We start from the raw sequence: 23290 nt of genomic DNA on the forward strand, positions 1-23290 counted from the left end.
CTCATGCTCGGCAGGCTCGATGGGGTGGCCGCACCACCCTCAGTTCACAAACTCAAAGAGTTTCAGAAGCTCCTGCCTCGATACACAAAACACGGTGAGCTGGACCGCCGCGATCTCGCCATGGACATGACCCGCCTGATCGACCTCAATGTCCTTTCCTGGCCGGAAGGCGCCTACTCGCCCCGCAGGATAGTGGACGCTATGCGGCATGACAGCCTGGCCGGCGCGGTGATCGCCTGCTACGACTGTTGCACGGAAACACTCTCACGCGAAGTATGGGTGAATAAATGCCTGGAGAACCTATATTACTTCGACCAAATTGTCAGGGCCAGCCCCACAGTCAAAGTCATACATATAGTACGCGACCCTAGAGACGTTGCGCTATCCTTCCGAAAAGCTCCGATAGGACCAAAACATCCATGCATCGCTGGGTTTAACTGGAAGCGAGACCAAGTCCAGGCAGAGGCTCTTCGCCAGGGGCACCCTGAAATCCACTGGTCGACCATCCGCTATGAGGACCTGGTGCGGTATCCCCACGACACCATGCGTGGTCTGTGCCAGCAACTCGGGCTTGATTTTCAGGAGTCGATCTTCGACTTCCACCGGAGCTCAGAAGCACTGATCGCGTCAAGGCTCTCGCCGATCTGGGTCAATCTGGCGAAACCATTATCGAGTTCCCACGTGGGCGCCCACACAGCCGCCTCCGTCAGAGACTTTGTCAAACAAGTGGAAGAAGTCACAGCCGACCTTATGACTACCTATGGATATCAGCCGCTCTACGTTGGCAGCGCAATGAGTCGACCCGAAGAGATGCTGGCCGAAGCCGAAGCACGGAACCGTGAACTGCAGAACATTCACCTGCGAAGTCTCGATCCCGAAGTCGAGAAGGAACACGGCCGCCGACTTGAATTTCTCGCCGAACTTAAGCGGTTGACACCAGACCACTGAGCCGATCCCGCTAGCGGAGACGACGCGTGGTCCATGCCATAAGGGCGATGACACCCCCGGCCACAAAGTTCGCGGCCAGGTCACCGATCGAAAAGTCGTCGGATCGCATCCAGATCAACGTTGCTGCGGCGACCACCGTGACCGCACCCGCCCAGAGCGTCCCCTGAATCACGCGATGGCGCTTTCTCACGACTCCCAGGGCTGAGATCAGGGTGCTTCCCCAAGTCAGATCGCCACGCCCGACCACATTCCCGTGACTTCCAATTATCGACAGCATTCCATAGATGTAACCGTAGGTGCGAGTCGACACGTATGGACCGGAATCCGGGTAGCGAAATCCTTCGCCGAGGACACCACTAACGATCTGGTTGAGAGCAGCCTGCGTACTCGAGGCGAGGTAGCGCCTTATTGGCCGCACCAACCAGGCGTCGGCGATCAGATGGATCTGCCAGGGAACTCGGACAAAGTCCCGATCGTGATCCCCCAGAAGATCGATACTCGATTCTCTGGGCTCGGCGAGTTTGTCCTTGAGCCTCAGCCACAGGTAGTCGAAGACCAGGACGGCCTCGCTTCGCTGGATGAGACTCGTCTCAATGAGAACCTGAAGCACGAACGTACTGACATAGACCTCGTCGACCGTACCGCCACTCGACCTGGCCCTGGCCAGCAGGCGGCCTCGAAGCTCTTCGTGGATACTGGCGGAAACGGGAAAGCCGTTGGCGCTCAGCGCCCTCAGCACGTGGGCGGTGGCCAACTCACTGATGACGGCCCCCGAGTTCAGTGTGACGCCCCAGCCGCTGCTGCCGACAACCAGCCCAGTCATAATCCGCTCGGCGATCTCATATCGCAATTGATCACAGGACGCCAGGCCGGTGGAAACGAAACTCAGCGCGTAGAGGATTTCTGCCTGTTTTACAGTGTTCTGCTGTTCCTGAAGTAATCGTTTTTCGAGGGTGCCCAGCCGCGGCTTGTCCCTCTCGATCGCCCGCTCGACCGCCGGCCGCTGCGCCAGATATTTGACCAGCCCCACAGCGACCTCCCTGGACCGGTCGTCGTCACGGGCTTCCGCCGCCAGCACCCGCAGCGCGGCAGCCGTCCCGTGCAGTCCCCGGTGCGGGCGATCCGGAAAGTCGAAATACTGGCTTGATGCGAATAATCCGGGAGGAAGGTGTTGAATCCTTACTCCCACCGTGCAGTCATGCTGGAATTTGTTCCGTATCACCTCCATGCATTCACGGAGGCGCCCCTTATCGACAGTCATCTAGTTCATGGCCCCATATCTATGAACCGACCAAGGTGTCATAGGTTATGCGCATATTTTGCCAAAATGGGGCAGCGGCATAATCCCATGCTTGCTGTTCCCCGAGTTGAGCTGCCACCTGACGGCGAAAGAACTGAGACGTCCCCGGGTCAGGTGCGACCAGAATGGAGCCGTGCCGCGAGCACATCAGATATGGCCGCTCAGCATCGTAGTGCGCCAGGAAGTCACGGAGAGTCGCGAATAACTGATAGGGTGGCGCCAGCGAAAGCGTCACCCTATCCCCGACGGCCCACAGATGCAGGTGGGCGTGTTCGATGCATGACGACCCGGGCATGGAGCGGGGACCACCACTGTGCTCGAAGAAGATCACCGGGCCAAAGTGCGTCTCAAGGGCCCGGGTGACCTCGTCAACGAATCCCAGGAGCTCTTCACGCCTGTCTTTGTCCAACCGGGTAAGGGATGAAACATGCTCTGCAGTACATATCAAGACGTACCCTGGAGCGACCGCGCCCGTGCCGATAATGGCAAAGTCACCATGCGGATTCACCCGAACGGGCCGGTCGTACCAGGGGACATCGTCCGCCTGTGCAGCGACCTTGCACATGAAACAACTCATGCGAACGTCCCGTCTCCGTTTTCGAATATGATCGCGTAGCGGGCTGAGCGGCTATACTTCCTGAATGCTCGACGCGGAGGACTTCTTCGGGCCTCCCGATCGCCGCGGCCGTTTCCCCGCTGAGATTCCGGCAGTGCGACGCGACAGTCCGGACAGACTGCCAAACCATACCCGTAGCCGTCTTACTGGATGTACGTGCTGGCTTTTCTCCCAGTTGCTGAAGAAGATCTCAGCGGCGGGGCGGAGGGAGGGGATGAGATCCAGACTCAGCAGTTTTTCGATGGGAATCCATTTCGCCAGGTCAAGGTGATCGCTCTCGTCGCGCCCGTCCGTACTAATCTGGAACGATGTTGGGCTGCATTTTCGCGCTAACGCCACGACTTGGGTTCCCTGATCGGGCGGCTCTCCAGGGCCGTGCATGACCCATTGCCATACATGAAACGGCTTTCCGGGATTTACACCAATGCCGGTTTCTTCAAATACTTCACGTTTGATATGGTCGTCGATGTCTTCGCCGAACAGCATGCGACCGCCGGGCACCTCCCACCGTAGTGGGTTATGGGGGTCCTCGCTCGACTTCCGGACCATAAGTATATGGTCGCCTCGCACAATAAAAGCCTTTTGGGCGAATTGTTGCACCATTGCAAGGAACCCTTCCCACCGTTCTTAACGGCCCGACTGGTCTGGCACGCTAGAGTAGCGAACAATCTCCTTGCCCACTCGGATTATGGCATGGTGCCTAACGATTCGCCAGCACGTCGCAGCACCTGGTCACTGATCCTCTAGCGTGTGCCACTACTCCCCATCACGACGCTTTCGCTGGACGGAAATAATCTTCCCACTTTCGCCCATGCCACGCCGCCGGTGATACCTACCTGTCTGTACCTTTTTATGTTCATGTTGCCTAAGGACCGCGAGAGAGCGGGCGGCTCTTTAGGCATGGCTATCATTGGCTGCATGCGTGAGGGTACGACTGGATACGGTCCTGACGCGGCTCAGCTCGCTGATCGATACGAGAAGCTCCGATACGAGGATGTCCATCGTGACGTGCTCCACCTCGTGCCGGAAGACCTCAGTCGTGTGCTCGACATAGGAGCAGGTTCGGGCCGTGACGCAGCCGCGCTTTGCGCCCGGGGCCATGATGTCGTGGCCGTCGAGCCAACTGCCGAGCTCAGGGAATTAGCCAAGCTCAGGCATGCTGATCAGCCGATTACCTGGATTGACGACGCCCTGCCACATCTGGCGGTCCTCCGTGACCAATCGTTCGATCTCGTCATGATGTCAGCGGTCTGGATGCATCTTCCTCCGGCTGATCGCCTCCCGGCCATGCGGCGAGTCGCCGCCCTCACCGCCGCCGAAGGTGTCGTCATTCTCACGCTACGGCACGGTCCACTTCCGGCCCGTCGCTGTATGTTTCATATCTCCGATGAGGAAACCATCACATTGGCCCACGACAACGGTTTACGGCTGGTGGGTTACGCGCAAAGAGGCGATCTTCTGGATCGTGCCCATATTCGGTGGAGCGCCATGGGCTTTCGCCGTGCCACCGGTTGATCCAAGCAAGATAGAAGGGGCACGCTGCTTCAGCTTCATCTGGTGCCTGGCCCCGGTGGGGTGTGCTACGGCGTCATACTAAGCGCCATGATCTCGGGGATGTTGAGGCGGATGACGGCTCGTGGGGCTGTCGTGGTGATGGCGGCGGGGTGTTCGGCGGGGGTCACGAGCACCGAGGAGGCGGCGGGGCCGGAGCAGGTTCAGGGGACCTCGACGGTGGCGCCGCCGGTGAGCCCGGCGCCCAGTCCGTCGCCGACGGGGCCGGTGGGGGTGCTGCCGATCGCGGGGGAGGTCGGGAAGGTGGACAAGGGGCAGTTGCCGCCGGTGATCAGTTCCATCTCCACGACGCGGAAGGTGGTGTTCCTGACCATCGACGACGGGTGGGAGCAGGATCCGGGGTTCGCCCGGCAGGTGCGCGGGAAGCGGGTGCCGATCACGGTGTTCGCGACCAGGGACGCGGTGGAGGCGAAGGGGCCGATCGACAGGTCGGCGGAGAACGGGCGGTTTCTGGGGGCGGGGGGCTGGCCGTACTTCAAGGAGCTGGGGGTGCCGGTGGAGAACCACACGCTGAGCCATCCGAACCTGCGCACCCTGGGGTACGACGGGCAGAAGGCGGAGATCTGCGGGGCCTCCACCGTGATCAAGCGCCAGGTGGGGGTACGGCCGACGCTCTTCCGGCCGCCTTTCGGGAACTACAACACCGACACCCTGCGGGCGGCCAAGGCGTGCGGGATCAAGGCCGTGCTGCTCTGGACGGCGAGCGTGCAGCCGGGCGGGAAGATCGCCTACCAGACGCCGGACAAGAAGCTCCGCCCGGGGGACATTCTGCTGCTGCACTTCCGGCCCAACCTGTCCCGGGATTTCCGGGTGCTGGTGAACAAGATCCGCCGTCGGGGGTTCGAGCTGGGCAACCTGGAGGCGTACCTGGCCGCCGCGATGCGGTGAGCCGGGCCCGGCCCGCGGTCAGCCGGGAGGCGTACCTGCGAATCACCCCTACGAGGGACGCCCCCGCGTAGGGGATTTGCCCATTATTGGTCCCGTAAGGACGCCCAGGAAGTCGGGGCGGCGGTCCCTGGAAACCGGGACACGGCACCCGGCATCCTCGGCTACGTACGGGGTTTGGTGCCGGGATTCGGGTGCGGGAGGGTGCCCTGGATCCTGGGTACGCGGATTGTCATGTGTGACGAAGATCGCAGGCACCTGACCCTCATTTGCTCTACGGGTCGTAGTACTACTGGTAGTAGAACTACGGCCCGTAGAGCTCCGGCCTCCCGGAGGGGGAGATGGACGCACTTGATCTGGCGCGGTGGCAGTTTGGCATTACCACCGTGTACCACTTCCTTTTTGTACCCCTGACTATTGGTCTGGGCGTTTTTGTGGCAGGGCTGCAGACCGCCTGGCACCGCACGGGCAAGGAGCACTACCTCACTCTGACCAAGTTCTTCGGCAAGCTGTTCCTGATCAACTTCGCGATGGGGGTGGTCACGGGCATCGTGCAGGAGTTCCAGTTCGGGATGAACTGGAGTGAGTACTCCGTCTTCGTCGGGGACGTCTTCGGGGCCCCGCTGGCCATGGAGGCGCTGCTCGCCTTCTTCCTGGAGTCGACCTTCCTCGGACTGTGGATCTTCGGGTGGGACCGGCTGCCCAAGCGGGTCCACCTGGCCTGCCTGTGGGCGGCGGTGATCGGGTCCAACCTGTCGGCGTACTTCATCCTGGCGGCCAACGCCTGGATGAAGCATCCGGTCGGGTACGAGGTGGTGGACGGCAAGGCCAGGATGACCGACCTGTGGGCGGTGCTCACCAACTCGACCGCGCTCGCCCAGGTGCCGCACGTCGTGGCGGCCTCGTTCGTGGTCGCCGGGGTGTTCGTGGTGGCCGTCAGCGGCTACCGGATCCTGCGGGAGCGCGGGTCCAAGGGCCTGCTCCCCCGCCGCGCCGACTTCGCCCGCGCCCCCCAAGCAGGGAGCATGTGGCGGACGAGCCTCAAGGGCGCGCTGGTCATGACCGCCATCGCGGGGGCGGTGGTCGCGGGCAGCGGGGACCTGTCCGGGCAGCTCCTCCACGAGCAGCAGCCGATGAAGCTGGCCGCCGCCGAGGGCCTGCGCCAGGACACCCAGGGCGCGCCCTTCTCGGTGGTCCCCGGCATCGAGATCCCCAACATGCTGAGCCTGCTGGCCGCGCACGACCCGAGCGCCACCATCCAGGGCGTGGACGACCTCCAGCAGCGCTTCCAGGCCGAGTTCGGCCCCGGCGACTACACGCCGAACCAGCAGGTGGTCTTCTGGTCCTTCCGGGTCATGGTCGGCCTCGGCTCGGCCGCCATCGGCCTGGCCGTCCTGGGCCTGTGGCTGACCCGTGGCCGGGGGCGCCGGGCCAGGGGCGTGCCGACCTGGTTCGCCAAGGTGTGCGTGCTGGCCCTGCCGATGCCGATCCTGGCGATGATCGCCGGCTGGCTGCTCTCCGAGATCGGCCGCCAGCCCTGGACCGTCCAGGGCGAGCTGCTCACCGCCGCCAGCGTCTCCCCCGGCGTCAGCCTCACCGAGGTGGCCATCTCCCTGGCCATCTTCACCGTCCTGTACGGCCTGCTGGCCCTGGCCGAGATCGGCCTGTTCGTCCGGCACGTGAAGGCGGGCCCCGAACTGCCCGCCCCCACCGCCCCCGCCCCGGACGACGACCAGACCGTCCTGATCCCGCGACCGGCCCACGCCGAGTCCCGGCCGACCCTGATGTACTGAGGAATCCCGCCATGACCACCTTCTGGTTCATCGTCATCGCGTTCCTCTGGACGGGCTACTTCGTCCTGGAGGGATTCGACTTCGGCGTCGGCGCGCTGCTGCCCGTGCTCTCCCGCACCCAGGCGGAACGCCGCCAGGTGATCTCCACCATCGGCCCCGTCTGGGACGGCAACGAGGTCTGGCTCATCACCGCCATCGGCGCCATGTTCGCCGCCTTCCCCGCCTGGTACTCCGGCTTCCTCAGCGAGTTCTACCTGGCCATGGTGCTGATCGTGGCCGGTCTGATCGTCCGCGGCGTCGGCCTGGAGTGGCGCGGCAAGGTCCGCCCCGGCCGCGAGGTGGCGCTCTGCGACGCCGGGATCGTCACCGGCAGCGTCCTGGTCGCCTTCCTGTGGGGCGCCATCTTCGCCAACCTGCTCTTCGGCAGCGCCCTGGCCACCGTCCTGGGCGGCGCGTTCTCGCTCGCCCTGGCCACCCTGCACGGCGCCGTCTTCCTCGCCCTCAAGACCGAGGGGGCGGTCCGCGCCCGCGCCCGCCTGGCCGCGCTGCTCGCCTCGGTGGGCGTGATCCCGGTCGCCATCGCCGTCCTGTCCTCGCTCCCCTCCGGCACGGACTCGCCCGTGCTCTGGGTGGCCTCGACCGGCGCCATGGCCACCCTGGCGGCCGGGGTCGCCCTGATCTGGCGCCGCCGCGAGGGCTGGGCCTTCACCGCCACCGCCACCGCGATCGCGCTGAGCACGGCCACCCTGTTCGGCGCGCTCTACCCGGCCCCGCTGCCGGGGCTGACGGTGGCCGAGATGGCCTCGGCGCCGTACACGCTGACCGTGCTCACCTGGATCGGGCTGATCGCGCTGCCGGGGGTCGTCGCGTACCAGGCCTGGACCTACTGGGTGTTCCGCAAGCGCCTCACGCGGGTCTGACGCGGAGCTCGTGCAGTTCGGACGGGGAGATCGGCATGCGGTCGATGGGGAAACCCTCGGCGTTCTCGATCGCCCCGGCGATCACCGACGCGACCGGGATCACCCCGGCCTCCCCCGCGCCCTTGATGCCCAGCGGGTTCAGGGGTGAGGGGGTTTCCAGGTGGTCGGTCTCGATGCGGGGGATCTCGGTGGCGTACGGCATGAGGAAGTCCATGAAGGAGGCGTTCAGGAGCTGGCCGTGGTCGTCGTAGGCCATCTTCTCGTAGAGGGCGCCGCCGACGCCCTGGGCGACGCCGCCGTGGATCTGGCCCTCCACCAGCATGGGGTTGATCATCTTGCCGCAGTCGTGGACGACGGCGTACCTGAGGATGCGGATCTCGGCGGTGTCGGGGTCGGTCTCCACGATGGCGGCGTGCATGCCGGAGGCGAAGGTGGAGCGGATCGGGGAGTAGTAGTCCTTGCCCTCCAGGCCGGGTTCCTCGCCCTCGGCGACCGGGGGGCGGTTCATGTCGGCGCTGCCGGCGAACTGGGTGGCGCGTTTGGCCTCCTCGTCGAAGGCGTAGCGCAGGGGGTTGGAGAGCACGGCGACGGTGGCCAGGGGGATGGCGGCGGAGGGGGAGCCGACCACGTGGACCATGCCGTCGGTGATCTCCAGGTCGCGCGGGTCGGCTTCGAGGGCGTCGGCGGCCACCCGCAGGGCCTTTTCGCGGACCTTGCGGCAGGCCAGCGCGATGGCGTTGCCGCTCATCACGGCGGCGCGTGAGGCGAAGGTGCCGACGGCGTAGCCGAAGCGGCGGGTGTCGCCGGTGACCACGGAGACGCGTTCGATGGGCACGCCGAGTTCGGTGGCGGCGATCTGGGCGAACACGGTCTCGTGGCCCTGGCCCTGGGAGGTGAGGCCGGTGGAGACGTGCACCCGGCCGTCCGAGGTGATCTGCACGTGGCCGCCCTCGTAGGGGCCGACGCCGGTGCCTTCCACGTAGCAGCCGATGCCGATGCCGATGCGGCGGCCCTCGGCGCGGGCGACCTCCTGGAGGGCGGGGAACTCGTCCCACCCGATGAGTTCCTTCAGTTTCCGGAGGGATTCGGGGTAGTCGCCGCTGTCGTAGATGAGGGGGCGGCCGTCCTGGAAGATCATCCCCTGGTCGTACGGGAACTCGTCGGGCTGGATGAAGTTGGCGGCGCGGACGTCGGTCCTGTCCTTGCCCAGGAAGGCGGCGATCTTGTCCATCGTGCGTTCCATGCAGAACACGCCCTGCGGGCGCCCGGCCCCCCGGTACGGGGTGACCTGCACGGTGTTGGTGTAGACCGAGGAGAACTCGACCCGGTAGGCCCCGATCTTGTACGGCCCGAGCAGCTGGGTGGAGGTGATGATCGGCACGATGATGCCGTAGGGCGTGTAGGCCCCGTGGTCGTGCAGGATCTCCACCGACAGCCCCAGCACCCGGCCCTCGTCGTCGAACCCGACCTTGACGTGCTGCACCTGGGCCCGCTCGTGGGCGCTGCTGATGAAGTGCTCCCGCCGGTCCTCGGTCCACTTCAGCTCCCGGTTCAGCAGCCGGGCGGCCCACGGCACCAGCACCTCCTCCGGCCACGGGTGCACGATCTTGACCCCGAAGCCGCCCCCGACGTCGGGCGCGATCACCTCCACCTTGGGCAGCGGGATGCCCAGCTTGGCGGCCAGCGCCATGCGCACGCTGGTGGAGGTCTGGGTGGAGGAGTACACCCGCAGCGACTGGTCGTCGGCGTCCCAGCGCGCGTACACGCCCTTGCCCTCCAGCGGCATGCAGGCGCTGCGCTCGATGTCGAGCCGGAAGGAGAGCGTGTGCGGCGCGGCGGCGATGGCCTCGGCGGCGCTCCTGCCGTCCTTGGCCGCGACCTCCTGGACCAGGTGGGCGCCGATGTTGTCCGGCACGTCCTCGTGGACCAGATGGGCGCCGGAGACGGCCGCCTCGACCCCGACGACCGGCTTGAGGAACTCATAGGAGACCTCGATCAGGTCGCAGACGTCCTCGGCGACGTACCGGTCGACGGCGACCACCATGACGATGGGCTCGCCGACGTGCCGGACGATGTCGCGGGCCAGCGGGTAGGCGGTCCGGCCGTGGGTGAGCGCGGGGTGCGGGATCAGCAGCGGGAGCGGCTCGGCCACCCCCGGCGGCAGGTCCTCCCAGGTGTAGATGGCGACCAGGCCGTCCACCTCAAGCGCGGCGTCCACGTTGATGCCGGTGATCCGGGCGTGCGCGTGCGGGGAGCGCACGAAGGCCGCGGCCAGCGCGTGCTGCCCGAGATCGTCCAGGTAGCGCCCCTGTCCGGCGATCAGCCGGGCGTCCTCGCGCCGCCGGACCGGTTCGCCGAACAGTTTGGTGGTCACGACGACTCCTCGGCGAGCAGCTCAGCCGCGCGGTGCACGGACTTGATGATGTTCTGGTAGCCGGTGCACCGGCAGAGGTTGCCGGAGATGCCCTCCAGCACCTCCTCGTCGGTGGGCGCCGGGTTGTCCCGCAGGAACGCGGTGGTGGTGCAGAGGAACCCGGGGGTGCAGAAGCCGCACTGGAGGCCGTGGCATTCGGCGAAGGCCCGCTGCACCGGCGATGGACCGTCCGCGCCGAGCCCCTCCACGGTGGTGATCTCCCGCCCGGACACGGTGACCGCGAAGGTCAGGCAGGACCGGATGGGCTCCCCGTCCAGCAGCACCGTGCAGGCCCCGCAGACGCCGTGCTCGCAGCCGACGTGGGTGCCGGTCAGCCCGAGATCGTGGCGCAGGCAGTCCGACAGCAACCGCCGCGCCGGCACCCGCACCTCGCGGGGAACCCCGTTGACCACCAGGGTGATGTCATGCATCGGCCGCCGCCCTCACCGCTCGCTCCACCAGCACCCCGGTCAGGTGCCGCCGGTACTCCGCCGTGGCGTGGATGTCCGCCTCCGGTTCGATCCTCTCCTGTACGGCCGACACCACCGCCCGCCAGTCCATCGAGGCCACCGGCCGGTTGCCGCAGGCGGCGGTGAGATCCACCACCACCGGGGCGGGCCCGACGCTGATGCAGGCCACCCGGGCCTCGGCCACGCGCAGGTCGTCGTCGAGCCGGACGGCGGCGGCCACCCCGGCCATGGCGAAGTCCCCGTGCCGCCTGGCCACCTCGACGAAGGCGGTGCCGCCAGGCCAGGCCGGGAAGAACGCCGAGACGGCCAGTTCGCCGGGCCGGGTCGCCGATTCCAGCGGGCCGGTGAAGAAGTCGGCCGCCGCCACCTCGCGCTCTCCGCCGCGCGAGGCCAGCCGTACCGAACCGCCGAGCAGGGCGAGCACGGCGGGCAGTTCGGCGGAGGGGTCGGCGTGCACCAGGCTGCCGACGACGGTGCCGCGGTTGCGGATCACCGGGTGCGCGACCAGTTTGAGCGCCTGCCGGAGCAGCGGCAGCGTGCCGCAGGCGTCGGGGGAACGCTCCACCTGGGAGTGGCGGGCCAGCGCCCCGACCCGGACCCCGTCGGGGCCCGCCGAGATCTCGCCGAGCCCGGCCACCCGGTTGATGTCCACCAGGTGGGCCGGGGCGGCCAGGCGCATGTTGAGCATGGGGATCAGGCTCTGGCCGCCGGCCAGCACCTTTCCGTGCGCGCCCGCCTCGGCGAGGACCTCGACGGCCTCGGCGACCGAGACGGGCGCGTGATAGTCGAACGGCGGAGGTTTCACGAAGTCGTTCTACTCCGATCGGATGACGTTCAGATGACGGACCGGGTCAACCGGCGGAATTGGAGTTGGACACCTCCGCCGGGGCCGGGCCGGACAGCGCTCGGAGCAGGTGGTAGCCGCCGAGCACCACGATGGTGCCGAGGGCGATGCCCGCCAGCGAGAAGTCGTCGGTGATCGAGTGGGTCACCGGCCCGATGGCCAGGATGATGCCCGCTCCGATCGGAAGCATGTTCACGGGATCGGCGAAGTTCACCTTGTTCTCCACCCAGATCTTCGCGCCCAGCAGGCCGATCATGCCGTACAGGATGACGGTCACGCCGCCGAGCACGCCGCCGGGGATGGCGTAGACCAGCGCGCCGAACTTGGGCACCAGGCCGATCAGGATGGCGATCACGCCCGCGATGTAGTAGGCGGCCGTGGAGTAGACCCGGGTGGCCGCCATGACGCCGATGTTCTCCGCGTACGTGGTGGTGGGCGAGCCGCCGACGGCCGAGGTGATCACGGTGCCGACGCCGTCGCCGATGATGGCCCGGCCGATGTAGGGGTCCACGTCGGTCTTGGTCATCTCGCCGACCGCCTTGACGTGGCCGACGTTCTCCGCGATCAGCGCGATCACGGCGGGCAGCACCAGGACGATGGCCGAGACCTGGAAGCTGGGCGCGTGGAAGTCGGGCAGCCCGAACCAGTCGGCCGAGGAGATCGCGTCGAAGCTCACCCGGGGGTGGGTGTCCACCTGCTGGGTGGCGGCGTTGAACGCGGTGATGTTCCCGAACACCTTGTCGGCCAGCCAGGACAGCAGGAAGCCGGCGACCAGGCCGAGCAGGATGCCGATCCGGCCGAGGAAACCCTTGAACAGGGCGATCACCAGGAAGGTGACGATCATGGTGATCAGCGCGATCCACTGATCCTGCGGCCAGTAGATGTCGGCCACCACGTACGCCAGGCCGAAGCCGATGAGCATGACCACCGCGCCGGTCACCACCGGCGGGAAGATCCGGTGGATGATCTGGACCCCGAGGTAGTGGATGGCCACGCCGCACAGCGCCAGCACCACACCGGCCACCAGGATGGCGCCCGTGACGACCGCGTTGGAGTCGGTGACGGCCCGGATGGCCACCACGCCACCCACGAACGACGCCGAGGTACCCAGGTAGCTGGGCACCTTGCCCTGCACGATGAGCAGGAACAGGATCGTGGCGACACCCGACATCATCACGGCCACGTTCGGGTCCAGCCCCATGACCACCGGGAAGACGAACGTGGCGCCGAACATCGCGATGACGTGCTGGGCGCCGAAACCGACCATGCGCGGCCAGGAGAGACGCTCGTCCGGCTTGACGACCTCGCCCGGGGCCAGCCCGCGCCCCTCGCCGTGTACCTTCCATCCGAAAGCCATGTGAGCCCCTTTACTTGCCTGGGCCGACGTCCGGTGGCCACCCCGCGGGCATCCCAGCGCGGCAAATCCCTGTTCAGGCCTGCTACCAGGCCCGTTGCGGGCACATTAGGCCCGTGATCGTCATTGCACACGGGCATCATCTGCCAAACCGCAGGGTCATATACCACGCATGTTCAAAACATGAAGCGCCAGGGTCAGGTTCAGGCGCAGATGGGCGTCCTCGGTGAAATTCCCGAGCATGCGTTCCAGTTTTCCGATGCGATACCGCAGCGTGTTGTAGTGGAAATGCAGCCGGCGCGCCGTCTCGGCCACGTTCAGGTTGGTCTCCAGCAGGACGTGCAGGGTGCGCCGCAGGTCGGCGTTCTCCGCGTCGTCGTCGCCGGCCAGCGCGCCCAGCGTCTCCCGGACGAAGGCGTGCAGTTCCGCGGTGTCGTTGACCAGCGAGAGCAGCCGGTAGACGCCCAGCTGGTCGAAGTGCGCGACCGCGCCGGAACCGTGCAGCTGGCGGCCCACTCTGGCCGCCTTCAGGGCCTGGCCGTACGCGTCGGCCAGCACCTCGGCCCCGGGGGCGACCCTGCTCATCCCGGTGGAGAAGGTGGCGTCGGCGAACGCGGCGGAGGCGGCCGAAGCCAGCCGTACCGTGTCCACCCCGGCGCCCACGATGGCCACCACCTCGTGGGAGAACCCGGCCACCGCGCCGCGCGGGTCGTGCCGCCGTACGGCGCCCTGCCAGGCGGCGAGCAGCCGGTCCTGGGCGGTGCGCTCGTCGCTTTCCGGGTCCAGCTCGGCCACCAGCACGCAGACCGGGCGTTCCAGGTCCCAGCCGAACGCCTTGGCCCGCTCGGCCACCCGGCCGCCGCCCCGGCCGGTGAGCACGTCCCGCAGGAAGTCGGCGCGGTACTTGCTCTCCACCGCGGTCACCGCCTCCTGCTTGGTGACCACCAGCGCGGCCACCGTGGCGGCCCGCTCCAGGATGCGGATGTCGCTCTCCCTGAGGGTGCCGGCCTGGCTGAAGGCGGCGATCCTGCCGTGGTGGTGGCCGCCGGCCACGATCGGCACCACCGCGTAGTGGCCGTCCGCGCCCACCATCGGGTCGGCGTCGGCCCGGGACGGCTCGCCCCGGGTGGTCAGCGCCCCGCTCAGCACGTACGCCTCCCGGAGCATGGCCACCTGCTCGGCTCCCCCGGCGGAGGCCAGCACGCTGCCGGTCACGTCCACGGCGGCCACCGCCACGTCCAGCAGCCCGGCCACCTCGGCGGTGACCTCGCGCATGCCGCCCCCGGCCAGGATGATCTGCACCAGCGCGCGGTGCGCCTCCTCGGCCCTGGCCAGAGTGGCGGCCTGCCGGTTGAGGATGTCGGTGAGCACCTGGTTGAGGATGTCGTCGAAGCCGACGTCGTTGGGAAGCAGGATGAGCGGGAAACTCAGCCGGTCGGCCTGCTCGATCATCTCCTCCGGCAGCTCGTCCAGGTACCGGCCGAGCTTGATGGCCAGCGCGGACAGGCCGCGTTCGTCAAGATCCGCCACAAGGCGGCCGAGGGACTGGGGAGTGTTCCTGAGCGGGTAGCCGGTGGTGAGCAGCAGCTCGTTCGGCTTCACCCAGGCCAGGATGTCGGGCACCTCCATCACGTTGAGGCGCTGCACGATGCGGTCCAGGCCGCCCTTTCCGGCGATCAGGCGGGCCCCCGCGAGGGTGGAGACGCCGAGCACCTCACCGACGGCCACGCCATGGATGATCTTTCCAGTGCTGGCCAGCCGCATGGCCGGGGGGGCGGGATCGCTCGTCATCGTCTGCTCCGGGGGTCAACGCATCTCCTCGCAGATTGTGCCCGACGGAGCGACTGTCAGGAAGAGCCAAGCATTTGGCGGACTGTTGGCAGTTTTCCCCGTACGGCCTCTGGGGGGCTCGTTCTAACGTCGCAGGGATGAGGGAGGTCTGGTGACCGTAGGCATCCGCCCGAGAGCCCGCCGAACCGCGGCGCGCCCGTCCGGAGTGACCCTGGATCGCACGTACGTACCGGGCGCGGCCAGCATGGCCGTCCGCCCGGCGCTGGAGACGCCACGCCGGCCCGCACGGGTGCTGGCCGCGTTTCCGGCCGCGATCTACCTGGAGCTGCGGACCGAGGTGGAGCCGCACGTCATCGCGCTGGTGACCGCCGAGGCGACCCGGCTGCCCAACGCGGTGGTGCTCACCGAGCCGCTGACCGGCATCTCGGCCGGCGACGACGCCTGGGTGGGCGACGGCGCCATCGAGGTCGGCGACATCGCCGTCCGGGTGCGCCGCTGGTGGAACCCGGCCCCGCCGCTGCCCCCCGCCGATCCGGTACGGCTGGCGCGCTCGCTGGCCCAGCTCGGCGAGATCTGCGACGCCTCCCCGCGCCGTCCCGGCCTGACCGGCGGCGCGGCCGAACTGCTCGCCCAGGGCTGCCGGTCGGGCTCGCTGGTGGACAGCATCACCGCGGCCGAGCAGCTGATGGGCCTGGGCCCCGGCCTGACCCCGAGCGGCGACGACATGCTGGCCGGGCTGCTGGTGGCGCTCCGCCAGCTGGGCACGGCGGCCGGGGTGGAGCGGGCGGTCTGGCTGGCCGGGTGGCTGGCCGCGGCGGTCACCTTCGACTCCCGGACCAGGACCACGCCGATCTCGGCCACCCTGCTGGACTGCGCGGCGCGCGGGGAGGCGGGTATGGAGGTGCTCGCGGTGCTGCGGGCGCTGGCCGGGCAGCAGCCGCTGGAGCCGTCGCTGCACCGGCTGCTGCATCTGGGCCATACTTCCGGGGCCGACCTCGCCTGGGGGATCCGGACGGGGCTCGCGGCGGTGCTTCAGCTGTCCCACGCCATCTAGGAGCCTTCGTGAATCTGGTCGAGGTACGCAGCGGGATTTACCACGACTCGGTCAGCCTGATGCGGGTGAGTCAGGCGCTGACCGGGCTCCCTGGCGTGTCAGTGGCGATCGTGGCGATGGCGACCGAGCTCAACGTCGAGCTGGCCCGGGACGCCGGCTTCGAGGTCCCGTCCGCGACGCCCACCGACCTGTTGGTGGCCATCCGGGCCGGGTCGGACGAGCAGCTGGCTGCCGCCGCCGACGAGCTGGGGCGGCAGCTGACCGCCAAAGCCTCGTCCGGGGGCGGCTCCCGGCAGGAGGCCCTGGCACGGACCACGCGCACGGCGGCCCGGCGGGACGACGCGGGCGTGGTGCTGGTCAGCGTGCCGGGCGACCACGCCTTCGCCGAGGCCCTGGACGCGATCGAGGCCGGGCGCTCGGTCATGATCTTCAGCGACAACGTGCCCGTGGCGCAGGAGGTCCTGCTCAAGCGGCTGGCCGCCGAGGCCGGGGTGCTGGTGATGGGGCCCGACTGCGGCACCGCCGTGGTGGGCGGGGCCGGTCTCGGCTTCGCCAACGTGCTGCGGCCTGGCCCGGTGGGCATCGTGGCCGCCTCCGGCACCGGGGCGCAGCAGGTGTCCTGCCTGCTCGACCTGGCCGGGGCCGGGGTCGGGCACCTGCTCGGGGTGGGCGGCCGGGACCTGTCCGCCGAGGTGGGCGGCCTGTCCACGCTGCGGGCGCTGGCCGCCCTGGACGAGGCGCCGGAGATCGAGCTCATCGTGGTCATCTCCAAGCCCGCCGATCCCTCGGTCGCCCGCGAGCTCGCGGCGGCTGTAGAACGTTCCCGTACTCCGGTGATCACCGCGCTGCTCGGGCCCGGCCAGGACGACCTGACCGCCGCCGCCGAGAAGGTGCTCACGGCCCTCGGGCGGGAGATCCCGAAGTGGCCGTCCTGGGTGGGCCCCGACCAGCCGGCGGGCGGACCGCTGGTCGGCCTGTACTCGGGGGGCACGCTCTGCACCGAGGCCAAGCTCATCGCCGGTGGCGGCACCTTCACCGACTTCGGCGACGACGAGTACACCCGGGGCCGGGCGCATCCGATGATCGACCCCGCGCTCCGGCTGGAGGCGCTGGCCGGGGTCTCCTCCGGCGTGGTGCTGCTGGACCTGGTGCTCGGGCACGGCGCCGACCCGGATCCGGCGGCCCGGCTGGCGCCCGCCCTGGCCGCGGCCAGGACGCGCGGCGCGGCCGTGGTGGTCGCCCTGGTCGGCACCGAGGGCGACCCCCAGGGGCTGCACGCCCAGGCCTCCCGCCTGTCGGCGGCCGGCGCGGCCGTGTTCACCTCCAACGCCGCCGCCGCGCGGTACGCCGCCGAGCTGGCCGGGCTGACCCCGGCGCCCCCTGCGGAGGCCACCGCCGCCACCGTGACGCCCGCGGCGAGCGGCTCGGGCAGCCGCCTGGCCCTGCTCGTCTCCGAACCCCGGGTGATCTCGGTGGGCACCTCGGTGCTGGCCGAGGCCCTGGACCAGCAGGCGGTGCCGCAGACGCCCGTGGACTGGCGACCGCCGCTCGCGGGCACGGCCGAGGCGCTGGCCACCGTGCTGGCCGACCCCCGGCGGGCGGCGGCCAACGAGCGGGCCATCGGGCGGCTGACCGCCGCGCGCCCCCACCTGGTGGGGGTACGCCCGGCCAGCGAGGTGCTCGACCTGGCGCCGGGCACCTTCTACCACGCGGGCCCGCCCATCGACTGGGAGCGCGCCTCCGGTCCGCTACGCGGGGCGCTGATCGGAGGCATGCTCTTCGAAGGGCTGGCCGCCGACGCCGAGGAGGCCGAGCGGAAGCTGGCCGCCGGCACGGTCCGGCTCGACTCCTGCCACCACCACCGCACGGTCGGCCCGATGGCGGGCGTGGTCAGCCCGTCCATGTGGATGCTCGAGGTGCACGACGCCGAGCACGGGGGCACCGCGTACTGCTCGCTCAACGAGGGCCTGGGCAAGGTGCTCCGCTACGGCGCGTACGGCCCCGAGGTGATCGAGCGGCTGCGCTGGATGGGCGACGTGCTGGGCCCGGCGCTCCAGGCGGCCCTGGCGCTGAGCGGCCCGCTGGACCTGCGCTCGCTGGTCGCCCAGGCCCTCCAGATGGGCGACGAGCTGCACAACCGCAACCGGGCCGCCACCTCGCTGCTGGTCCGCGAACTGGCCCCGGCCATCGTGGACGCCGCCCCCACCCGGGCGGCCGAGGTGCTGCGCTTCATCAACGGCAACGACCACTTCTTCCTCAACGCCGGCATGGCGGCAGGGAAGGTCGGCGCCGACGCCGCCCGCGACATCCCCGGCTCCACCCTGGTGGTGGCCATGGCCAGGAACGGCACCGACTTCGGCATCCAGGTCTCCGGCTGCGGCGACCGCTGGTTCACCGGCCCCGCCGGGGTACCGGACGGCCTCTACCTCGGCGCGTACGGGCCGGACGACGCCAACCCGGACATCGGCGACTCGACCATCACCGAGACGGTCGGCCTGGGCGGGTTCTCGATGGGCGCGGCCCCCGCCATCGTGCGGTTCGTGGGCGGCGACGTGGCCGACGCGGTGGCGGCCACCACCGCGATGTACGAGATCACCATGGCCGAGCATCCGGCGTACCAGATTCCCGGGCTCGGTTTCCGGGGAGCCCCGGTGGGCATCGACGTCACCCTGGTCGCGCGGACTTCCGTACTGCCGGTCATCAACACCGGCATCGCGGGCAAGGTCGCCGGAACCGGGCAGGTCGGGGCCGGTCTGGTGAGCCCGCCGCCGGAGGCGTTCGTTGAAGCGATCACGGCTCTTGCCCGGGAATGAATTCCCTATACCCACGCCAACGCCTACTATCAGAGCCCAACCTCACTAATCGCACGCCGTTTCCGCGCGAGCCGATCGAGGAGAATTGGGGATTCCGCCTATGACAGCCGACCGCTTGCTCGGTATGGTCCCCCCTATGCCGGAGGGTCAAGGCGGGTCGGGAATCACCCCCGGAGGAACGCCGGAAGGGCAGGGGCGACTGGTCGGCAGGCGGTACCGTCTGCTGTCCCCGGTCGGCCGTGGCGGCATGGGCATGGTGTGGCACGCCCATGACGTGTTGCTCGACCGCGACGTGGCGGTCAAGGAGCTCATCCTGCCGTACGGTCTCGACCACGCGGGGCGCCAGGTCGCGCACCGGCGCATGCTGCGCGAGGCGCGGTCGGCGGCCAGACTCAGCCACCCGGGCATCGTCACCGTGCACGACGTGGTCGAGGAGGACGGCCGCCCCTGGATCGTGATGGAGCTGGTCCGGGCCTGGTCGCTGGAGCAGGCGGTGCGGCAGAGCGGGCCGCTGCCGGTCAGCCAGGTGGCCGAGATCGGCATCCGGGTGCTGGACGCGCTGCGCCACGCGCACGCCGCCGGCATCCTGCACCGGGACGTCAAGCCGGGCAACGTGCTGCTCACCACCGACCGGGTGGTGCTCACCGACTTCGGCATCGCCGCCATCGAGGGCGACGTCACCATCACCCAGACCGGGCTGCTGATGGGCTCCCCCGCCTACATCCCGCCGGAGCGCCTGCAGGGCCGTCCGATCACCCACGCCGCCGACCTGTGGTCGTTCGGGGCCACCCTGTACGCGGCGGTCGAGGGGCGTCCGCCGTACGAGGGGCCAGACGCGGTGGCCGTGCTCGGCGCGGTGCTCACCCAGGAGCCCACCCGGCCGCAGCGGGCCGGGGCGCTGCTGCCGGTCATCGAGGGGCTGCTGCGCAAGAACCCCGCCGACCGGATCGGCGCCGCCCAGGTGGCCGACATGCTGGAGCGGGTGCTGCACGCGCACGGCAACGGCCTGCGCGCCCAGCCCGCCCCCGCCCCGGTGGCCGAGGCCACCCCGCTGCAGATGATGCCGCCGCTGGACAACACCTCGGGACCGTTGCCCTCCCGCATCATCGAGACCCCCTCGGGGCCGGTACGGGTGCCCTACGACCCGCTGACCAACCCGTCCGGCGGCTACCCGATGCCGACCCCCGCGTCCTCCAGCGGTTATGACGTGCTCAGCGGCACCGGGTCAGGCGCCCTGCTCGGCCCGCCCTTCCCGAGCTCGTCGCCCCCGGCTCCGGCTCCGGCCAGTCCGCCCGAGCCGTTGAGCAAGCCGGATCCAGCGGGCAAGCCGCCCTTCGACGTGTCCGGGCGTATCACGCTGGACCCGTCAGGACGTTCCACCCCCGACTCCTCCTCGCGTCCGGTGACGGACCCCTCCGGCCGTCCGGCCCCGCAGCGCTCTATGGGCGGGCAGTTCGGCGCGCCGGTCAGGGAGACCGGCCCCGGCGCCGCCTTCTTCGACGCTCCGGATCAGGTCCCCGGGCCGCCGAGCGCCACCGCCGACGGCCGGGACCCGTCGTTCAACCCGCTGGACGCGCTGACCGGCCCGTCCGGCTCCATCCACGCGCCGGACCGGCACACCGGCCCCGGCCGCTGGCCCGCGCCCGGCCCTGACGACCTGCCCGGCCAGCTGGCCAGGGACCTCGCGCGGGAGCTCGCCCGCGACCCCGAGGACCCGTTCACCAGCGGCCCGCAGGCCAAGCCCCGGGCCAAGGGCGACAACACCACCCGTACGGGGAGCAGGCGGCGGAAGGGCTCCTCCGCCGACGAGGACGCGCCCGGTCGCGGGGGCGCGATGGTGGTGGTCGCCGCGGTCGCGGTGATCGCGCTCATCGTCCTGGTTCTGCTGATCATGGTGCCGAGCGGGGACGACGACCCGGCCGCCAAGGCCCAGGCCGGCCGCCCCGTTGCCAGCTCCGGAACGGCGCGGACCGTGCCCGACCTCCCCGACGGCTTCAAGGTGGAGACCATGGGCGGGGTCAGCGTCGCCGTGCCCAAGGACTGGAAGGTCACCCCCGAGGACGACGGGGTGCGCCTCACCGGCCCCAAGGACAGCGGCCAGAGCGGGCTCATCGAGGCGATCCCGGACGGCCGGCTGTCGGCGCTCCAGCAGGCCGAGAAGAAGGCCGCCGGCTTCGACGACTACACCCAGGTGGTGCTCGGGCCGGTCAGCTACCGCTGGCCCGCCGCCGAATGGGAGTACACCTACCGGGACGCCACCAACGTCACGATCCACACGGTGACCCGCTACATCATCACCGAGGAGCAGTCCTACTCCATCACCTTCACCGCCCCCGACTACGAGTGGGCGGAGGCCGCGGAGACCACCCGCCAAGTCATCTGGAACACCTTCACTCCCAGCTAAATGGCTTTTTCGCCCGTAATGAGTCATGCCAGACTTCGCGCATGACACACGCTCTCCCCGATTCCGGCGTTGATCTGCGGTCGATCCAGCGGCGGACGCTCGGAGTGCTGTCGCTGGCGCAGATCGTCAGCGGGGTCGGGGTCGCCGTGGCGGTGGCGCTGAGCTCGCTGTACGTGGCCAACCTGTCCGGGTCGACCGCGATCAGCGGGCTGGCCGGGACGGCGACCGTGCTGGGAACCGCCCTGATGGCCCTGCCTACCGCCAAGGTGGCCGGGCGGAGCGGCCGCAGGGCCGGGCTCACCGTGGCGTACGGCGTCGCGGTGCTGGGCTGCCTGCTCGCGATCCTGTCGGTCGGCGTGGGCTCCTGGCCGCTACTGCTGGTCGCGCTGGCCCTCACGGGCGGCGCCAGCGCGGGCAACCTGTCCGCCCGCTACACCGCCACCGACCTCGCCCCCCACGGCCACGCCGCCCGCCACCTCTCCCTGGTGGTCTGGTCGGCCACCATCGGCAGCGTGGCCGGGCCCAACCTCGCGGAACCCGCGGCCGCGCTGGGCGCCCAGCTGGGCCTGTCCAGGGACGCCGGGCCGTTCGCCCTGGCCGCTCTCACCTTCGCCACCGCGACGATCATCATCAACCTCGGCCTGCGCCCCGATCCGCTCCTCGTGGCCAGGGCCACGAACGTCGCTGGCCGACCGGAAGCCCGGAGCGAGGGCGGGACCATGCGGGAGGCCTGGCAGGTCGTCTGGGGGCTTTCAGGGGCGCGGCGGGCATTGGTGGGCATCGCGGTGAGCCATGCGGTGATGGTGTCGGTCATGTCGATGACGCCGGTGCACCTCGATCACGGAGGTGTGGGGTTCTCGGCGATCGGGGTGGTGATCAGCCTGCACATCGCCGGCATGTACGTGCTGTCGCCGGTGGTCGGCTGGGCCGCCGACCGGGTGGGCCGGGGCACGGTCATGGCGGCGGGGATGGCGTTGCTGTTCGCCTCCGCCGTACTGGCCGGGACGGCGGGGCACGACGTGCCGCGGATGGCCGCCGGGCTGGCCGTGCTGGGCCTGGGGTGGTCGTGCGGGCTGGTGGCGGGGTCGGCGCTGCTGACCGAGTCGGTGCCGCTGGAGAGCCGCCCCGCCGTGCAGGGTCTTTCCGATCTGGTGATGAACGTGTGCGGGGCGGCCGGGGCGTTGCTGGCCGGGGTGCTGGTCGGGGCGACCTCGTTCCCGGCGTTCACGGTCGTGGTGGCCGTCACGGTCGCCGTGACCGCGCTGCCGCTGGTCCGGCGACCGGCCACCGGTTGAGTTCACGGCAGGCGTTCGGCCAGGAACTCCTCCCAGGTACGGTGGCCGCGGTCCCCTCCGGTGGGCAGGTTCGCGCCGGCGCGGATGGCGCGGGCGGCCCCGCCGGGCATGCGCACCGGGAGGAGCGGCCGGGAGCGGTGGGTGGCGCGCAGGTAGCCGCGGAGCAGCTCGGCCATGCCGTACGCCCTGGGGCCGGCCAGGTCGGGGACCACCCCGAGCGGGTCGCCGAGAGCCAGGTCGGCGAGGCGGGCGGCGACCTCGGCGGCGTCCACCGGCTGGAAGCGGAAACCGGCCGGGACGGGGATCACCGGGAGCTTGGCCAGCTGGCGGGCGACCAGCAGGCACAGGTCGTGGAACTGGGTGGCGCGCAGGGAGGTCCAGGGCAGGCCGGAGTCGGCGATCACCTGTTCGGCGGCGCGCTGGGCGGCGAAGTAGCCGAACATGGCGCGGTCGAGGCCGCTGACGACGGGGATGCGCTCGGCCCCGACGACCGAGATGTTCACCACATGCCGGACCTCGGCCTTCGCCGCCGCCTGGACGAGCCGGCGGGCCTTCTCCTCGTCGCCTCTGGCGCTGCCCGCGCAGTGCACGATCGTGCCCACGCCGGACACCGCGTCGGCCACGCCCTCGCCGGTGTCCAGGTCGCCGGTCGCGTACTCGACGCCGTCCACCGGCTCTTTCGCCCGGCGGGTGAGGACCCGTACCTGGCAGTGGGCCTCCCGCAGGCGGGCCACCACGAGGCGGCCGAGCGTTCCCGTGCCGCCGGTAACCAGCGTCGTCATCTTTGTCTCCGTTCTGTGAGGTCCGGTCACGTTCGC

Annotated in this window: 18 protein-coding genes; 9 read left to right on the forward strand and 9 right to left on the reverse strand. The window is 69.6% G+C overall.

Features of this window, described 5'->3' with window-relative positions; all coding sequences use genetic code 11:
• Window positions 1-3 precede the first annotated feature (3 nt).
• A complete protein-coding gene (locus KIP79_RS23615) occupies window positions 4-948 on the forward strand; it encodes a sulfotransferase family protein (protein ID WP_250213708.1) in 945 nt (314 codons plus the stop codon).
• A gap of 10 nt (window positions 949-958) precedes the next feature.
• Here the strand turns inward: KIP79_RS23615 and KIP79_RS23620 are convergent, their stop codons facing one another.
• The 3 genes from KIP79_RS23620 to KIP79_RS23630 form a co-directional block, all read right to left on the reverse strand.
• Window positions 959-2176 carry a hypothetical protein gene (locus tag KIP79_RS23620; RefSeq protein ID WP_214107086.1) on the reverse strand — a complete coding sequence of 406 codons (1218 nt, stop codon included), beginning with the start codon at window positions 2174-2176 and terminating at the stop codon, window positions 959-961.
• A 52-nt stretch (window positions 2177-2228) separates the two neighbouring features.
• Complete coding sequence (locus KIP79_RS23625) at window positions 2229-2813, reverse strand: HIT family protein (protein ID WP_214107087.1); 585 nt, start codon at window positions 2811-2813, stop codon at window positions 2229-2231.
• Between the two features lie 63 nt (window positions 2814-2876).
• Entirely contained in the window at window positions 2877-3467 is a 591-nt protein-coding gene (locus KIP79_RS23630; RefSeq protein ID WP_256447437.1) for an NUDIX domain-containing protein, read from the reverse strand.
• Between the two features lie 315 nt (window positions 3468-3782).
• On the opposite strand from KIP79_RS23630, the gene KIP79_RS23635 reads away from it, so the two are divergent.
• From KIP79_RS23635 to cydB, 4 genes are all read left to right on the forward strand, one after another.
• Entirely contained in the window at window positions 3783-4379 is a 597-nt protein-coding gene (locus tag KIP79_RS23635) for a class I SAM-dependent methyltransferase (RefSeq protein WP_214107089.1), read from the forward strand.
• 111 nt (window positions 4380-4490) lie between these two features.
• Complete coding sequence (locus KIP79_RS23640) at window positions 4491-5324, forward strand: polysaccharide deacetylase family protein (RefSeq protein WP_250213709.1); 834 nt, start codon at window positions 4491-4493, stop codon at window positions 5322-5324.
• 338 nt (window positions 5325-5662) lie between these two features.
• Window positions 5663-7114, forward strand: coding sequence for a cytochrome ubiquinol oxidase subunit I (locus tag KIP79_RS23645; protein ID WP_214107090.1), 1452 nt, complete (start codon window positions 5663-5665; stop codon window positions 7112-7114).
• An 11-nt stretch (window positions 7115-7125) separates the two neighbouring features.
• Window positions 7126-8034: a cytochrome d ubiquinol oxidase subunit II gene (gene cydB / locus KIP79_RS23650; RefSeq protein WP_214107091.1), complete on the forward strand. Its 909-nt coding sequence runs from the start codon at window positions 7126-7128 to the stop codon at window positions 8032-8034.
• Here cydB and cutA read toward each other — a convergent pair.
• The 5 genes from cutA to KIP79_RS23675 all read right to left on the reverse strand — a co-directional run bounded on the left by cutA (window position 8021) and on the right by KIP79_RS23675 (window position 14906).
• Window positions 8021-10408, reverse strand: a complete 2388-nt coding sequence (gene cutA, locus KIP79_RS23655) for an aerobic carbon-monoxide dehydrogenase large subunit (RefSeq protein ID WP_214107092.1) — start codon at window positions 10406-10408, stop codon at window positions 8021-8023. The two genes, cydB and cutA, sit on opposite strands and share 14 nt — an antisense overlap.
• Window positions 10405-10878, reverse strand: a complete 474-nt coding sequence (locus KIP79_RS23660; protein WP_214107093.1) for a (2Fe-2S)-binding protein — start codon at window positions 10876-10878, stop codon at window positions 10405-10407. The genes cutA and KIP79_RS23660 overlap by 4 nt, the downstream gene beginning before the upstream one ends.
• Window positions 10871-11722, reverse strand: coding sequence for an FAD binding domain-containing protein (locus KIP79_RS49605; protein WP_214107094.1), 852 nt, complete (start codon window positions 11720-11722; stop codon window positions 10871-10873). The genes KIP79_RS23660 and KIP79_RS49605 overlap by 8 nt, the downstream gene beginning before the upstream one ends.
• Window positions 11723-11768: 46 nt before the next feature.
• Complete coding sequence (locus KIP79_RS23670) at window positions 11769-13118, reverse strand: uracil-xanthine permease family protein (protein WP_214107095.1); 1350 nt, start codon at window positions 13116-13118, stop codon at window positions 11769-11771.
• Between the two features lie 156 nt (window positions 13119-13274).
• Window positions 13275-14906 carry a PucR family transcriptional regulator gene (locus tag KIP79_RS23675; protein ID WP_214107096.1) on the reverse strand — a complete coding sequence of 544 codons (1632 nt, stop codon included), beginning with the start codon at window positions 14904-14906 and terminating at the stop codon, window positions 13275-13277.
• 151 nt (window positions 14907-15057) lie between these two features.
• Here KIP79_RS23675 and KIP79_RS23680 point away from each other — a divergent pair, with 151 nt between their 5' ends.
• From KIP79_RS23680 to KIP79_RS23700, 4 genes are all read left to right on the forward strand, one after another.
• Window positions 15058-15960, forward strand: coding sequence for an oxamate carbamoyltransferase subunit AllH family protein (locus tag KIP79_RS23680; RefSeq protein ID WP_308169854.1), 903 nt, complete (start codon window positions 15058-15060; stop codon window positions 15958-15960).
• A gap of 8 nt (window positions 15961-15968) precedes the next feature.
• Window positions 15969-18773, forward strand: coding sequence for a bifunctional FdrA/YlbE family protein (locus tag KIP79_RS47240; RefSeq protein ID WP_308169855.1), 2805 nt, complete (start codon window positions 15969-15971; stop codon window positions 18771-18773).
• A 136-nt stretch (window positions 18774-18909) separates the two neighbouring features.
• Window positions 18910-21177, forward strand: a complete 2268-nt coding sequence (locus KIP79_RS23695; RefSeq protein ID WP_214107097.1) for a serine/threonine protein kinase — start codon at window positions 18910-18912, stop codon at window positions 21175-21177.
• 41 nt (window positions 21178-21218) lie between these two features.
• A complete protein-coding gene (locus tag KIP79_RS23700; RefSeq protein ID WP_214107098.1) occupies window positions 21219-22472 on the forward strand; it encodes an MFS transporter in 1254 nt (417 codons plus the stop codon).
• Window positions 22473-22474: 2 nt separating this feature from the next.
• On the opposite strand, the gene KIP79_RS23705 is transcribed toward KIP79_RS23700, so the two are convergent.
• Window positions 22475-23254, reverse strand: a complete 780-nt coding sequence (locus tag KIP79_RS23705) for an SDR family oxidoreductase (protein ID WP_214107099.1) — start codon at window positions 23252-23254, stop codon at window positions 22475-22477.
• Window positions 23255-23290 lie beyond the last annotated feature (36 nt).

This window comes from Acrocarpospora catenulata (genome assembly GCF_018476525.1).
Classification (GTDB): domain Bacteria; phylum Actinomycetota; class Actinomycetes; order Streptosporangiales; family Streptosporangiaceae; genus Acrocarpospora; species Acrocarpospora catenulata.

Coding starts and splice junctions, on each gene's coding strand:
- KIP79_RS23695 (WP_214107097.1), top strand. CDS start 18,910: ATGCCGGAGGGTCAAGGCGGGTCGGGAATCACCCCCGGAGGAACGCCG.
- KIP79_RS23640 (WP_250213709.1), top strand. CDS start 4,491: ATGACGGCTCGTGGGGCTGTCGTGGTGATGGCGGCGGGGTGTTCGGCG.
- KIP79_RS23705 (WP_214107099.1), bottom strand. CDS start 23,254: ATGACGACGCTGGTTACCGGCGGCACGGGAACGCTCGGCCGCCTCGTG.
- cydB (WP_214107091.1), top strand. CDS start 7,126: ATGACCACCTTCTGGTTCATCGTCATCGCGTTCCTCTGGACGGGCTAC.
- KIP79_RS23700 (WP_214107098.1), top strand. CDS start 21,219: ATGACACACGCTCTCCCCGATTCCGGCGTTGATCTGCGGTCGATCCAG.
- KIP79_RS23670 (WP_214107095.1), bottom strand. CDS start 13,118: ATGGCTTTCGGATGGAAGGTACACGGCGAGGGGCGCGGGCTGGCCCCG.
- KIP79_RS23635 (WP_214107089.1), top strand. CDS start 3,783: ATGCGTGAGGGTACGACTGGATACGGTCCTGACGCGGCTCAGCTCGCT.
- KIP79_RS23675 (WP_214107096.1), bottom strand. CDS start 14,906: ATGACGAGCGATCCCGCCCCCCCGGCCATGCGGCTGGCCAGCACTGGA.
- KIP79_RS23630 (WP_256447437.1), bottom strand. CDS start 3,467: ATGGTGCAACAATTCGCCCAAAAGGCTTTTATTGTGCGAGGCGACCAT.
- KIP79_RS23625 (WP_214107087.1), bottom strand. CDS start 2,813: ATGTGCAAGGTCGCTGCACAGGCGGACGATGTCCCCTGGTACGACCGG.
- KIP79_RS23615 (WP_250213708.1), top strand. CDS start 4: ATGCTCGGCAGGCTCGATGGGGTGGCCGCACCACCCTCAGTTCACAAA.
- KIP79_RS23620 (WP_214107086.1), bottom strand. CDS start 2,176: ATGGAGGTGATACGGAACAAATTCCAGCATGACTGCACGGTGGGAGTA.
- KIP79_RS23645 (WP_214107090.1), top strand. CDS start 5,663: ATGGACGCACTTGATCTGGCGCGGTGGCAGTTTGGCATTACCACCGTG.
- KIP79_RS23660 (WP_214107093.1), bottom strand. CDS start 10,878: ATGCATGACATCACCCTGGTGGTCAACGGGGTTCCCCGCGAGGTGCGG.